Consider the following 12,665-nt stretch of genomic DNA (forward strand, 5'->3'; position numbering starts at 1 on the left):
AAGTTGGGCGTTATTTAAATACCGTCACCGTCAGTATGTAAACCACATTCTCTCGCCATACCAGAAAAGCGGGTATCACTTTCATTCATACCTAACGTTAATGGCCGTGTACTATGTGTGTCGCCAACCGATACATAGCCTTGATCCCATAAAGGATGATAAGGCAAGTTATGCTTAGTTAGGTATTCATGTACATCCTTATTACTCCAATCAATAATAGGATGTACTTTAAAACGACCGCGTAAAATACTAACTACAGACAAGCCTTCACGATGCTCAGATTGCTGACGACGTACACCAGAAAACCATGTTGCTGCATTGAGCTCATGTAAACCACGTTCTAGCGGCTCAACTTTATTACGGCGATTATAAGCTTTGAGTGATGTTTCATCTTTTGCCCATTCTTCGCCATATTTTGCTTGTTGCCATGCCGCACTTTCTGTTGCGCTATAAACGTGTAAATTCAATTTTAAGCGTTCGTTGAGCTGTTCAATAAACTGATAAGTTTCAGGGAACAAGTGCCCCGTGTCGGTAACAATTACCGGTATATTCGCATCGACTTGCGTCAACATATGCAACATAACCGCAGATTGAATGCCAAAGCTAGAAGACAAAACAAACTGCGATGGTAAATTTTCCATCGACCATTCAACTCGTTCAATAGCGGTTTGCTGTTCTAATAGCTCGTTCCACTGATTAAGCCAAGGCTTAGGTAAGGACGCCGGGAAACGGTTATTAATCGGTGCTTTTGCCGCAGCGATATCAGCACTATGAATAATAGGCTTAGTCATGAAAGTCTCGCTTACTATTTTTCACTTCTGCGATAATGCCGGTACGGATAGTGAAATCACCAAACGCTTCATGGCTGTTTCTTTCCGTTGACCAGCGAGCCACTAGCATATCCATTTCATCAAGAATATCTTGTTCGCTTAAGTTTTCTTTATACATTTTAGGTACTCGCGTTCCCGCCAAGTTGCCACCTAAATGCATATTATATTTACCTGGACCTTTACCAACTAAACCAATTTCTGCCAACATCGCACGACCACAGCCATTTGGACAACCAGTAACACGCAAAATAATACTTTCGTCACTCATATCATGTTTGGCTAAGATGCCTTCTACGTCGGTAACAAAACCCGGCAAATAGCGTTCTGCTTCAGCCATAGCTAATGGACAGGTAGGAAATGCTACACAAGCCATAGAATCTTTACGTTGCTTTGAAACCGTGTCGTTAATTAAGCCATATTCACGGGCAATTTTTTCAATTTGTGCTTTATCTTCAGTTGCTACACCCGCGACAATTAAGTTTTGGTTAGCGGTCATACGAAAATCACCTTTGTGTATTTTCGCTAATTCAGCCACACCTGACTTAAGGGGTTTACCTGGGCTATCTAATAAACGGCCATTTTCAATAAATAAAGCTAAATGATGTCTACCGTCAAAACCTTCAACCCAACCAATACGGTCGCCACGTTCGGTAAATTCGTAAGGACGCGTGGTTTCAAAAGTAATACCAGCACGTTTCTCAACTTCCGCTTTAAAGGTTTCTACACCGACTCGGTCAAGTGTGTACTTAGTTTTAGCATTTTTACGATTGACTCGGTTTCCCCAGTCACGTTGCGTAGTTACAACAGCAGTCGCAACATCTAGGGTATGTGCTAAAGACACATAGCCAAAATCGTCTGCCTTGCGCGGATACGTCGACTTATCGCCATGGGTCATCGCTAACCCCCCGCCAACAAGCACATTAAAACCCACTAACTTGCCATCTTTAGCAATCGCAATGAAATTGAGGTCATTAGCGTGCACGTCAATATCATTTTGCGGCGGAATAACAACCGTCGTTTTAAATTTACGTGGTAAGTAGTTGCTACCTAAAATAGGCTCTTGTGTCTCTTTACCTTCAGGGCCTTCAAGCTTTTCACCGTCTAACCAGATTTCTGCATAAGCACGTGTTTTAGGCAGTAAATGTTCACTAATTTTAATGGCCCACTCATAAGCCTCTTGATGAAGTTCTGATTCAATCGGGTTAGAAGTACACAAAACATTACGATTAACATCGCCAGCAGTCGCAATTGAGTCGATACCGATACTATTTAATGTTTGATGCATTAATTTAATATTAGGCTTTAACACGCCATGAAATTGAAATGTTTGACGTGTTGTTAAGCGAATACTGCCATATGAGGTGCTCTCTTGAGCAAATTTGTCGATAGCCAACCACTGCTCAGGCTTTATGATACCGCCTGGCATACGAGCTCGTAACATAACGTTATGCAAAGGTTCTAACTTTTGCTTGCTACGCTCATTTCGAATATCACGGTCATCTTGCTGATACATACCGTGAGTTCTAATAATATGATAATTGTCAGCAGTAAAACCACCCGTTGTTTGATCTTTTAAGTCATCAACAATAGTGCCACGTAAAAAATTACTGTCTGCTTTTAAACGTTCGTTATCAGCCTGCTTACCTTCTACAATTAACGGTCCAGGACCTGTTAATACGGTTTCTTTATTTGTTGTAGTCATTAGTAAACATCCTTTTGGAAACGCTTGGCGTTACGCAATTCTTTTAAATAGTCTTGTGCTTGTTCGGTACTTAACTTGCCATGCTCAGCAATAATATCGACTAAGGCAAGCTCAACATCTTTTGCCATACGGCTCATGTCGCCACAAATATATAAATGTGCACCACGCTCTAACCAAGCAAAGATTTCACTGGCTTTTTCACGTAAGCGGTCTTGCACATATATTTTTGTAGCTTGATCACGAGAAAAAGCTAAATCAAGGCGCGTTAACAAGCCAGACTTTAAATAGCCTTGCCATTCCACTTGATATAAAAAGTCCTGTGTGAAGGTTTGATCACCAAAAAACAGCCAGTTATCACCACTTGCTTCGGTTGCTTCACGTTCTTGCATAAACGCTCTAAAAGGTGCAATACCAGTACCTGGACCTATCATGATCACCGGAGTATCACCATTTTCTGGTAAACGGAAGTTATCGTTGTGTTCAATGAAAACCTTAACCGTACCGCCTTCTGCTAAGCGTTTACCTAAAAAGCTTGAAGCACCACCACTTCTTAAGTGATCATTTTCATTGTATTCAACTAACCCCACCGTTAAGTGTACTTCTTCTTCCACTTCAGCTTGGCTTGAGGCAATAGAATATAAACGCGGGGTAATCTTTCTAAGTGCATCAGCGAAGTCTTGTGCCGTAACTTTAGCCGGAGCCGCTTTCACGACATCGATAATTTGATGGTTACCCGCATACTCACGGGCAGCATTTTTATCGTCGCTTAACGTAAGTAAATTTTTATCTTGCGACTTATCTGCCCAAAAACTAATAAAGTTCACTGCTGTTTGAGTAATTTCTAGTGTTGAGGTTAATGCTTGTGCTAATGATAAACTTGTTCCGGCCACTTCAATGCTTTCATCGGCTGACAAGTTCAGCACCGAAATAAGTTCGGTCACTAAGGCACTGTCGTTTTCAAACCACACACCTAAAGCATCACCCGCTTGGTAAGTAATACCTGAATCGGCTAAATCAATTTCGATATGGCGAACATCTTTCGCAGAATCTCGGCCAGTAATTTTCTGGCTTAAGCTTAATTCTGCGGCATAAGGTGCTTGTTTAGTATATTCACTCATCGCACCTGCTGTTGGCATAGCAACGACATTATTGGTATCAACTTCACTGCCAAATAATGCTTTCGCTTTACTGACGATACTGTCTGACCATACTTTTACATCGGCATCATAATCAACATCACAATCAACGCGTGGCGACATTTGTTTAGCACCCAACTTACTTAAGTATTCGTCAAAATCTTTACCGGTTTGACAGAAAAACTCATAGCTGGTATCACCCAAAGCTAAAACGCTATAATGTAAGTTATCAAGCTTAGGCGCTTTCTTTGACGCTAAAAATTCATGTAAAGCAATCGCATCATCGGGTGCTTCACCTTCGCCATTAGTGCTGGCAATAATCAGTAAGTGCGTTAGATTCTTAATACTTTTTGGCTTAAAGTCACTCATACTCTTTAAGTCAACGAGAATTCCTTGGGCATGCGCTTGCGCGGCTAACGCTTTAGCAACACCTTTAGCATTTCCGGTTTGCGAGCCAAATAAAATAGTTAGCGTTGCGGCAGGCGCTGCAACGGCTAGTGGACTAACGCCTGCGGAGGCACCTTCAGATTTAGCCGCTAAATAACCACTTGCCCAAGCAAGTTGCAGCGGAGAGTAACTGCCAATCGTGTTTTGTAATGATGAAAGTTGGTCAGCATCTAGCATAGTTTTCTGTAAGTTCTGTTGGTTTGGCAACATAAGGTCAATTCGCCCATTAAAATTTAGTAAAATAATAATAGACTGGCTTTGCTCATAATAAAAAGAATAGAAAAGGCTTTTTTATTCCAAAATAGAATAAGAAAGCCTTTATAGTCACGATTATTACCAGTGCTAATTTCAAGCTATTCTTTTTCTTGAAATTTATATAAGAGACGACCACACTAATAATAAGTTAAAAATAATAGATGACCTTATGGAAAAAGTGGATGCTATCATTATTGGTGCTGGAGTCGTTGGCTTAGCCATCGCAGCAAAGCTCAGTGAGACCCTTAATAATGTACTTATTATAGATAAAAACAGCAGCTTTGGCGAAGAAACCAGTAGCCGTAATAGTGAAGTTATTCATGCTGGAATTTATTACCCACAAGGGAGTTTAAAAGCCAAACTCTGCGTGCAAGGTAAAGAAAAAATTTATCAATATTGTCAAAAGCGCAATATTCCCCATCAGCGTTTAGGCAAGCTACTTGTTGCTCATGGCAATGCTGAAGAAAAAATATTAACAAAAACCTTAAAACAAGCAGTACTTAATGGTGTTCATGATCTGACTTGGCTAACTGAGAGTGAGCTGAAAAATTCAGCGCCCGCATTACATGCCACAGCGGCTTTACTTTCCCCTTCAACAGGCATTATAGATGCTCATAGCTATATGCAGGGATTACTGGCAGATATTGAATACAATAATGGTCAGTTTGTTGGGAGAACGAGATTTATTGCAGCAGAGCAAGATGACAGTGGTTTTATTGTTACCTTAAATAGCCAAGAAGAGATCATGCAGTTACATTGCGATTATTTGATTAATGCCGGTGGTTTACACTGCACCAAAGTGGCTGAAAATATCATTGATTTAGCAAAAGTAAATATTCCAAAGCTTTACTATTGCCGAGGTCACTATTTCTCCTATCAAGGAAAAAGTCCTTTTAAGCAACTAATTTACCCCGTGCCTCAAGCGCATGGCTTGGGTATTCATGCCTCACTAGATATCGGCGGGCAATTAAAGTTTGGCCCAGACACACAGTACATAGACAATATTAACTATCAAGTCTCTGCTGATTTGAAAGCTAAATTTGTCGCAGCAATTCAACGTTACTATCCTGATTTAGATGTGGCACGCTTACACGCTGATTACTCAGGTATTCGCCCTAAATTAGAAGGACCCTTTGATGGTTTTAAAGACTTTATCATTGAGAGTGAAAAGGAACATGGTTTAAAAGGCTTAGTTAATTTATTTGGCATTGACTCACCAGGGTTAACCTCAAGCTTAGCTATCGCTGAATATGTTCGTGAAAAACTCGCGATATAATTTTATCTTTTTTAAAAATAGAATCTCTGAGCAAGTTCATCCTGAACATATACGCTCCTTGGCATCGACGTGCAGGAACGCACTAATGCCGTGGAGACATAGATGTCAAGGAACGGCCATGGCACCGCGTTATTGCCTACAGGGACGTCATAGGTACTTATGATTTGTCGGGAACAAAAATCATGACCGTTCATCCTGAACATATACGCTCTTTGCCATCCATGGCACCGCGTTATACCGTTCATCCTGACATATACGCTCTTTGCCATCCATGGCACCGCGTTATACCGTTCATCCTGACATATACGCTCTTTGCCATCCATGGCACCGCGTTATACCGTTCATCCTGACATATACGCTCTTTGCCATCCATGGCACCGCGTTATACCGTTCATCCTGACATATACGCTCTTTGCCATCCATGGCACCGCGTTATACCGTTCATCCTGACATATACGCTCTTTGCCATCCATGGCACCGCGTTATACCGTTCATCCTGACATATACGCTCTTTGCCATCCATGGCACCGCGTTATACCGTTCATCCTGAACATAAAAAAAGCCAATTGCTTTCACAATTGGCTCCTTTAACAGTAAAGTAATTATTTACTATTGCGTAGCTTCTTCTGGTTCAGCTGCTTTTTGAATGTCTAATAATTCAATTTCAAACTGTAATACTGAGCTGCCAGGAATACGTGGCGGGTTGCCTTTTGGTCCGTAAGCTAAATCAGATGGAATAGTAAAAGTGTACTTTGAACCCACTGACATTAACTGCACGCCTTCTGTCCAACCGCTAATAACACGATTTAAAGGGAATACTGCTGGTTTATTACGTTCATATGAACTATCAAAAGTTTCACCATTTAAGAAAGTACCTTTATAGTGAACAGTTACAGTATCAGTAGCGCTAGGTTTATCACCTTCACCTTCAGTTACAACAAGGTATTGAATACCTGACTCAGTAACTTGTACACCTTCTTTCTTAGCATTTTCTTCTAAGAATTTTACGCCTTGTTCAATTGCCGCTGCAGATTCAGCGGTTGCTACTGCTAGTTGCTTTGCTTTCATTTGTTCATCAAGGCTCATTAATAGTGCTTGAATCTCTTCTTTTTCAATGATTGATTTGCCAGCAAGGCTATCGATAAAGCCGCGAGTAATTAATGCTTGGTCAAGTGGTACACCCAACTTCTCGTGTTGATCAAGATTCTTTTGCATGTACATGCCAATTGAAGCACCTAAACTGTAAGCTTGTTTTTGCATTTCAGTTTCTAAAACAGGCGCTGTTTCGGTTGGTTTTACACTTTCTTGACAGCCAAACACTGACACAAGTGCAATAGCTAACATAGTTGGCTTAAATAATTTCATTTTTTCTCCGTTAACGTAACCTAGTACTCAGTTGGAGGAAGTCCCCCTAAGCCATTGATTAAATATTATGTATTGTTAGACAATGCGGCTTATACTAACGATAAATTAACTAAGAAAAAAGTATTAATATTGTGATTAAGTGTAATAACAAGCTAACACTGCTTTTCATCTGTCTATTTTCCTTATTGAACAGTGCTTGCCAGCCGGCAGAGGACAAACCGATACAGCGCTGGCAGCATGCTACAGAAGGCGCATATGCGGCTAATATTTCTAATGATGGCAAATACAGTGTTGTCTCATCTATTCACCATGGTTTAAGTTTATGGGATATAGAAGAAAATGCGTTAAAGTACCGTTGGTCGCAACAACAAGACAGTAGCGATAATTTAGTGCTATTAGCCGATATATCCAATAATAATAGCCATGCACTGACCGCAAATCGAGAAGCGTTTTCGTTGTGGAATATAGCAACAGGCCAGTCGGAAGGTTATTGGAAAGTACGTGAGTCGACCATACGTGATATTGCCTTGTCTAATAATGGTGATTTTATTTTACTCGGTAAAAGTAATGGTACCGTTGTTCACATTACCATGGGCAACGGCCGCCGTTTAGAGTTCTTAGGTCATACAGAAAAAATTAATGCTGTTGATATGCTCCCCAATGGCCGTATCGCTATTTCAGGAGGCAATGATTATGTCGCTTATGTATGGGATACAGCAAGCGGACAGGTTATTTACCGATTTAATCACCCAAGTCGTGTCACTATGGTGGCTCTTGACCCTAAAGGTCGATTTGCCTTCACCGCAGATAGCCAAAAATCATCAAACATTTGGGATTTAAAAACAGGTAAACGCATCAGTCAGTTAAAATACTTTAACCGCCATGAAATATTTAGCTCGGTTAGATTTTCTGATGACGGCACTCAACTCTTAACAGGAGCCCCTACTCGAAAGGTTAGCCTGTGGAGTATAGCAACCGGAGAACGACTTGACAGTTGGCGAGTAACGCCGAAAGAAAGTATTCGTGCGGCAGGTGCGGTAGTGTATAGTGTCGCCTTTCGAGGAAAGAACCAAATTATCACCGAAAGTTCATCAGGATACGCTGAACTTTGGCAAAGAAAGTAGCGTTAGGTACCCCAAACTATGACAACAGAAATACTCATAAAAATCATCGAATTACAAGAGAATGTCGAAGCACTACAATCTCGTAATGCCTTTCAAGACGATGTTATTGATCAGTTAAATAATGAACTTGCTGTACATCAATTAGAAATTTCAGACCTGAGGGCGCAGCTAAAATTAATCGCCAGTCGCGTTCAAGATAATAATCCGGGTCAAACTCAAGCGCAAGATGTCGAGCCACCACCGCCACATTACTAACGGTTGCTCTAAACCTTTGTAGCTTAAAAATGACAAGCTGAGAGACATCAGCTTGTCAAAACACAGACTTACTCTTGCTTAAAAATACCAATCACCTGCTCTTGCGGTCGTATCTCTTTAACGACATGTTCTTCTGGCTGCGACATTTGATGCCCACAACTAACACAAGTGACTTTTTCAACATTATTTTCTTTCGTTAATCCCATGGTGTCCATAGCATTACATTTTGGGCAAATAGCGCCAGCAATAAATCTTTTTTTCATGTCTTTCAATCCAAATAAAATCCTGTTGCATTATTTTACCTTGAATCTTGTCGATAGGAAAAGGACAATAGCGACCTGAATTAAAATGAGTAATAACACACAATGATCATAGCCACCGATTTAAGCTTAGATAGAGGCGCTAAAAACCTCATAAAATCGTCAAGCTTTACTATTCACCCTAATCATAAAGTCGGCTTAGTTGGCGCTAATGGCTGTGGAAAATCTTCTCTATTTGCTGCCTTATTAGGTGAATTACAGCCCGACAGAGGCGATGTAAGTATGCCTTCAGGCTGGGATGTCGCAACAGTAAAACAAGAAACCCCTGCCCTCGCACAATCAGCCTTAGATTATGTCATGGACGGAGATAAAGAGTTTCGCCAGCTTGAGCAACAACTTGAAAAAGCTCGATTAACTGATGATGGCAACCAAGAAGCGTTAATTCTTAACCATATTGATGCCATAAATGGTTACAGTTTGCCAGCACGTGCCAGCGAGCTATTACATGGTTTAGGTTTTTTACAAGAACAACTGAGTGATGCCGTAAAAGATTTTTCTGGTGGTTGGCGCATGCGTCTTAACTTAGCCCAGGCTTTGATCAGCCGCGCAGATCTACTTTTGCTCGATGAACCCACTAACCATCTAGATTTAGATGCGGTAATTTGGTTGCAGCGCTGGTTAAAACGCTTTACCGGTACTTTAGTGCTTATTTCACATGACCGCGATTTTCTAGATGATGTTATTGAACAAATTCTTCATATTGAACATCAACAAGCAAAATTATATTCGGGTAATTATAGCGCCTTTGAGCGTCAGCGCGCGGAACATTTAGCACAGCAAGATGCTCAATTTCAAAAACAGCAAAAAGAAGTCGCTCACTTAACCTCATTTGTCGATCGATTTAGAGCCAAGGCCAGTAAAGCAAAACAAGCTCAGAGTCGTTTAAAGCGTTTACAAAAGTTACCTGACTTAGCACCCGCCCATGTCGACAGCCAATTTACTTTCAGTTTTAAAACGCCAGAAACATTGCCTTATCCGTTATTAGCGTTAAAAGAAACAACCTGTGGCTATAATCAAGAAACCATTATTTTACGTGATGTCGGTCTGACGCTGGTTCCCGGTAGTAGAATCGGTCTTTTAGGACGCAATGGCGCAGGTAAATCGACTTTGATAAAGTCTTTAGCGGGCGATATCACCTTAATTAAAGGCGAACGTTATTGTGCACAAGACTTAACCGTTGGTTACTTTTCTCAGCATCAGCTTGAACAATTGCATATGCCAAGTAGTGCGATTGATCATATTGTTCGCGCGAAACCTGATACCACAGAGCTACAAGCGCGCAGTTTTTTAGGTAGCTTTGGTTTTACTGGCGATCAAGCCCTCTCTCCAGTAAGTACCATGTCGGGTGGAGAAAAAGCACGCCTGGTACTGGCGTTAATTGTTAATGAAAAACCACAGTTATTACTGCTCGATGAGCCAACTAACCATCTCGATTTAGAAATGCGTCAAGCGCTTGTTTTCGCTTTACAAGACTTTGAAGGCGCAATTATTTTGATTGCCCATGATCGCTTTTTATTAGAGTCATGTGTTGATGAATTTTTCTTAGTTGCCAATGGTCAAGTCAGCGAGTTCTCTGGTGATATTGATGACTATCAACAATGGCTTAATGAAGATAAAAAACAAACACTGAAAAATACTAAACCCGCAAAATCTATTGAGGTTGTTGATAAAAAACAATTGCGTAAAGACCAGGCTGAGTTACGTAAAAAAGCTTCACCATTGCGAAAGCAAGCCGACAAATACGAAAAGAAAGTGCAACTACTGCAAACCGAATTAGCAGAAGTTGAAGGAGTATTAGCCGAAAGTGAAATATATCAAAGCGAACATAAAGCACGCTTAGCCGTACTTATTAAGCAACAAGCTAAACTTAAAGCCGATGTTGAAGAAAATGAAATGTATTGGCTTGAATTAGAAGAACAAATTGAAGAGATTATGTTACAAGCTTCAATGTAAAAATTTAGTCATTATATTATATTACTTGCTACACTTAATAATCATACGATTAAAATAATGAGAACGTTATGAAAAAAACAATATTCGCCCTTTTTTGTCTATCTGTATTGAGTAGTGTTTCTAGCTTTGCTTTTCAAGGTGATCTTGACCAAGGCATTTATGAATTAAACCGTGGTGCTTTTAAAGCCGCTATTAATGAATTTGAACCTTTGGTTGCTCAAGAATACTCTCCTGCGCAATATCAAATGGCCCTTATTTATTTAAATGGTTATGGGGTTAAAAAAGATCCCAACAAAGCATTCGAATTACTGTCTCTTGCTGCTTCACAAAATCACCCCGATGCACTCTTTAGCTTGTCACTGATGTATTCCGACGGAGTCATCGTTAAAAAAGATTTAAAAACCGCTTTTGCATTAATGGAAAGAGCAGCGATAAGAGACTCGGTAGCCGCACAATTTAATCTTGGTGTTATGTATTTTAATGGTACGGGTACTTATAAAGACTATCCAAAAGCCGCACGTTGGTATGAAACTGCGGCAAAGCAAAATTACGCCTTAGCTCAATTTAATTTAGCACTGATGTATTTTGAAGGTCTGGGCGTAGAGAAAAGTGTTGAAATGTCTTTTGTATGGAATATTATTGCCGCAAGTAATGGTTATGAAAACGCAGGAAAAAGTCGTGATATGGACTCATTAAAACTCAGCAATGTAGAAATAGCTCAAGCGAGGGAAAAGGCTGACCGACTTTATCAACAGATTATCGAACAAGCAGAATTAAAGGCTAAGCAATAAACGTGACTTAAAACACAGAAGATAATCGCTCAAAGGTTAAATTTGAGCTTAATTGATCTATATCACAACCATAAAGTTACGCACGATTTAAAATGGCTATAACATTACGTTATAGCCATTTTTTGTTGTAACTCAATTATTTTTATGGAGTCTGTTATGAACTTTTTCGATATGATTATTAATGATCCCGTTGTACTTTATTCTTTTGGTGGTTTAGCAATTCTTTTAGGGATTGGTGCTTTTTATATTTATTATTTTCTTAAAAATATTAATGAAAATAACTAGTTAACATCAGTGATAAGGTCACTTAGCTAGAGTAATAACATCAGCTGTACAAAAATCGCTCAGATGGTTGTTCTTTGCTATACTGACAGCACTTGTCTGTATTGATTCTCGGTGCGACCTGCACGATTAATCATAAATATTGAGGTGCGCTTATCAACTTATCTATTAATCGATCGACCTCTGCGCCTAGTACTATTGAGCGTCAATATAAAGCGCGTAAAGAAAATGATGAAAATTAGCCACAGGGAAAAAATAAACAGTGCTGCTGATGATCCCGCTGGCTTACAAATATCTAACCGTCTTACGGCACAAATTAATACTAACCAGCAAAGAAGCGTTAACGCCCAAGACCAAATAAATACCAATAATGTTCAAGAAAGTGGTTTAGCCGCGATTAATGAAAGCTTACAAAGAGCAAGTGTTTTGTCTGTCCAATCAGGAAGTCCCCTTAATGATCCGAGTGCTATTCAAGGTGAATTAGATCAATTAACCGAACAAATGAATGCTATCGCGGCAGGCGTATTAGGAGACGCAAATTTTATTTCCACATTAGATGCTAGCGACCCAGCGACAACACAGGCAGTATTAGAAGATGCATTAGCTAGCGTTAGCCAATCGGCAAGTGCATTAGGGGCTCAATATAGTAATTTAACTGGTTAGGTCACTAGCTATAAAAAAACGCGCGTTAATGCCAGTGAATCCCGCTCTCGTACTGAAGACACAGACTATGCGGCAAGCACCTCAGAAAAAGAGCACTTGAATGTGTTATTACAGTTGGCGGTGATTAATAAAAAAGATGAAGAGTCTCGCAAAGGTATACTCATTAATCAACGGGTATAAGACCACAATGTTCTAATGGCGTTTGCCCTTGTCAGCTTTTTTTTAGGCTAAAAATATCTATTTATTTTCAATTCACATACAATCAT

At 40.0% G+C, this 12,665-nt stretch carries 12 protein-coding genes; 7 read left to right on the plus strand and 5 right to left on the minus strand.

The genetic code is table 11. From position 1 onward, the window contains the following. Nucleotides 1-14: 14 nt before the first annotated feature. The 3 genes from ESZ26_RS05570 to ESZ26_RS05580 are packed head-to-tail and all read right to left on the minus strand — an operon-like array spanning nt 15 to nt 4,325. Complete coding sequence (locus ESZ26_RS05570) at nt 15-791, minus strand: phosphoadenylyl-sulfate reductase (RefSeq protein ID WP_146798769.1); 777 nt, start codon at nt 789-791, stop codon at nt 15-17. Next, nucleotides 784-2,532 carry an assimilatory sulfite reductase (NADPH) hemoprotein subunit gene (cysI, locus tag ESZ26_RS05575; protein ID WP_146798770.1) on the minus strand — a complete coding sequence of 583 codons (1,749 nt, stop codon included), beginning with the start codon at nt 2,530-2,532 and terminating at the stop codon, nt 784-786. Before cysI ends, ESZ26_RS05570 begins: the two co-directional genes overlap by 8 nt. After that, the gene (locus ESZ26_RS05580; protein ID WP_146798771.1) at nt 2,532-4,325 is read right to left on the minus strand and encodes an assimilatory sulfite reductase (NADPH) flavoprotein subunit; all 1,794 of its coding nucleotides are present in this window, start codon (nt 4,323-4,325) and stop codon (nt 2,532-2,534) included. Before ESZ26_RS05580 ends, cysI begins: the two co-directional genes overlap by 1 nt. A gap of 214 nt (nt 4,326-4,539) precedes the next feature. On the opposite strand from ESZ26_RS05580, the gene ESZ26_RS05585 reads away from it, so the two are divergent. Beyond that, the gene (locus ESZ26_RS05585; protein ID WP_146798772.1) at nt 4,540-5,646 is read left to right on the plus strand and encodes an NAD(P)/FAD-dependent oxidoreductase; all 1,107 of its coding nucleotides are present in this window, start codon (nt 4,540-4,542) and stop codon (nt 5,644-5,646) included. A 609-nt stretch (nt 5,647-6,255) separates the two neighbouring features. Here the strand turns inward: ESZ26_RS05585 and bamJ are convergent. Continuing rightward, nucleotides 6,256-7,011, minus strand: coding sequence for a BamJ family beta-barrel-assembly machinery protein (bamJ, locus tag ESZ26_RS05590; RefSeq protein ID WP_146798773.1), 756 nt, complete (start codon nt 7,009-7,011; stop codon nt 6,256-6,258). A 131-nt stretch (nt 7,012-7,142) separates the two neighbouring features. On the opposite strand from bamJ, the gene ESZ26_RS05595 reads away from it, so the two are divergent. Beyond that, nucleotides 7,143-8,135: a WD40 repeat domain-containing protein gene (locus ESZ26_RS05595; RefSeq protein ID WP_223271623.1), complete on the plus strand. Its 993-nt coding sequence runs from the start codon at nt 7,143-7,145 to the stop codon at nt 8,133-8,135. A gap of 18 nt (nt 8,136-8,153) precedes the next feature. Beyond that, nucleotides 8,154-8,390 carry a SlyX family protein gene (locus ESZ26_RS05600; protein ID WP_146798774.1) on the plus strand — a complete coding sequence of 79 codons (237 nt, stop codon included), beginning with the start codon at nt 8,154-8,156 and terminating at the stop codon, nt 8,388-8,390. A 68-nt stretch (nt 8,391-8,458) separates the two neighbouring features. Here the strand turns inward: ESZ26_RS05600 and ESZ26_RS05605 are convergent, their stop codons facing one another. Continuing rightward, on the minus strand, nt 8,459-8,653 hold the full coding sequence (locus ESZ26_RS05605) for a YheV family putative zinc ribbon protein (protein WP_070374933.1): 195 nt from the start codon (nt 8,651-8,653) through the stop codon (nt 8,459-8,461). A gap of 102 nt (nt 8,654-8,755) precedes the next feature. Between ESZ26_RS05605 and ESZ26_RS05610 the strand changes: the two genes are divergently transcribed. The 4 genes from ESZ26_RS05610 to ESZ26_RS05625 all read left to right on the plus strand — a co-directional run bounded on the left by ESZ26_RS05610 (nt 8,756) and on the right by ESZ26_RS05625 (nt 12,399). Beyond that, complete coding sequence (locus ESZ26_RS05610) at nt 8,756-10,663, plus strand: ATP-binding cassette domain-containing protein (protein WP_146798775.1); 1,908 nt, start codon at nt 8,756-8,758, stop codon at nt 10,661-10,663. 68 nt (nt 10,664-10,731) lie between these two features. Further along, entirely contained in the window at nt 10,732-11,454 is a 723-nt protein-coding gene (locus ESZ26_RS05615; RefSeq protein ID WP_146798776.1) for a tetratricopeptide repeat protein, read from the plus strand. Nucleotides 11,455-11,610: 156 nt separating this feature from the next. Further along, nucleotides 11,611-11,739 (plus strand): DUF3149 domain-containing protein, encoded by a 129-nt coding sequence (locus ESZ26_RS05620; protein ID WP_146798777.1) that lies wholly within the window; start codon nt 11,611-11,613, stop codon nt 11,737-11,739. 225 nt (nt 11,740-11,964) lie between these two features. Further along, nucleotides 11,965-12,399 carry a flagellin gene (locus tag ESZ26_RS05625; RefSeq protein ID WP_223271622.1) on the plus strand — a complete coding sequence of 145 codons (435 nt, stop codon included), beginning with the start codon at nt 11,965-11,967 and terminating at the stop codon, nt 12,397-12,399. Nucleotides 12,400-12,665: the final 266 nt, after the last annotated feature.

It is taken from the genome of Colwellia hornerae (genome assembly GCF_007954355.1).
GTDB classification, from domain to species: Bacteria; Pseudomonadota; Gammaproteobacteria; order Enterobacterales; family Alteromonadaceae; genus Colwellia_A; species Colwellia_A hornerae.

What these genes read in the sequence shown, in the direction of transcription:
- ESZ26_RS05570 (WP_146798769.1), bottom strand. Translation starts at nt 791, where the DNA reads ATGACTAAGCCTATTATTCATAGTGCTGATATCGCTGCGGCAAAAGCA.
- cysI (WP_146798770.1), bottom strand. Translation starts at nt 2,532, where the DNA reads ATGACTACAACAAATAAAGAAACCGTATTAACAGGTCCTGGACCGTTA.
- ESZ26_RS05580 (WP_146798771.1), bottom strand. Translation starts at nt 4,325, where the DNA reads ATGTTGCCAAACCAACAGAACTTACAGAAAACTATGCTAGATGCTGAC.
- ESZ26_RS05585 (WP_146798772.1), top strand. Translation starts at nt 4,540, where the DNA reads ATGGAAAAAGTGGATGCTATCATTATTGGTGCTGGAGTCGTTGGCTTA.
- bamJ (WP_146798773.1), bottom strand. Translation starts at nt 7,011, where the DNA reads ATGAAATTATTTAAGCCAACTATGTTAGCTATTGCACTTGTGTCAGTG.
- ESZ26_RS05600 (WP_146798774.1), top strand. Translation starts at nt 8,154, where the DNA reads ATGACAACAGAAATACTCATAAAAATCATCGAATTACAAGAGAATGTC.
- ESZ26_RS05605 (WP_070374933.1), bottom strand. Translation starts at nt 8,653, where the DNA reads ATGAAAAAAAGATTTATTGCTGGCGCTATTTGCCCAAAATGTAATGCT.
- ESZ26_RS05610 (WP_146798775.1), top strand. Translation starts at nt 8,756, where the DNA reads ATGATCATAGCCACCGATTTAAGCTTAGATAGAGGCGCTAAAAACCTC.
- ESZ26_RS05615 (WP_146798776.1), top strand. Translation starts at nt 10,732, where the DNA reads ATGAAAAAAACAATATTCGCCCTTTTTTGTCTATCTGTATTGAGTAGT.
- ESZ26_RS05620 (WP_146798777.1), top strand. Translation starts at nt 11,611, where the DNA reads ATGAACTTTTTCGATATGATTATTAATGATCCCGTTGTACTTTATTCT.
- ESZ26_RS05625 (WP_223271622.1), top strand. Translation starts at nt 11,965, where the DNA reads ATGATGAAAATTAGCCACAGGGAAAAAATAAACAGTGCTGCTGATGAT.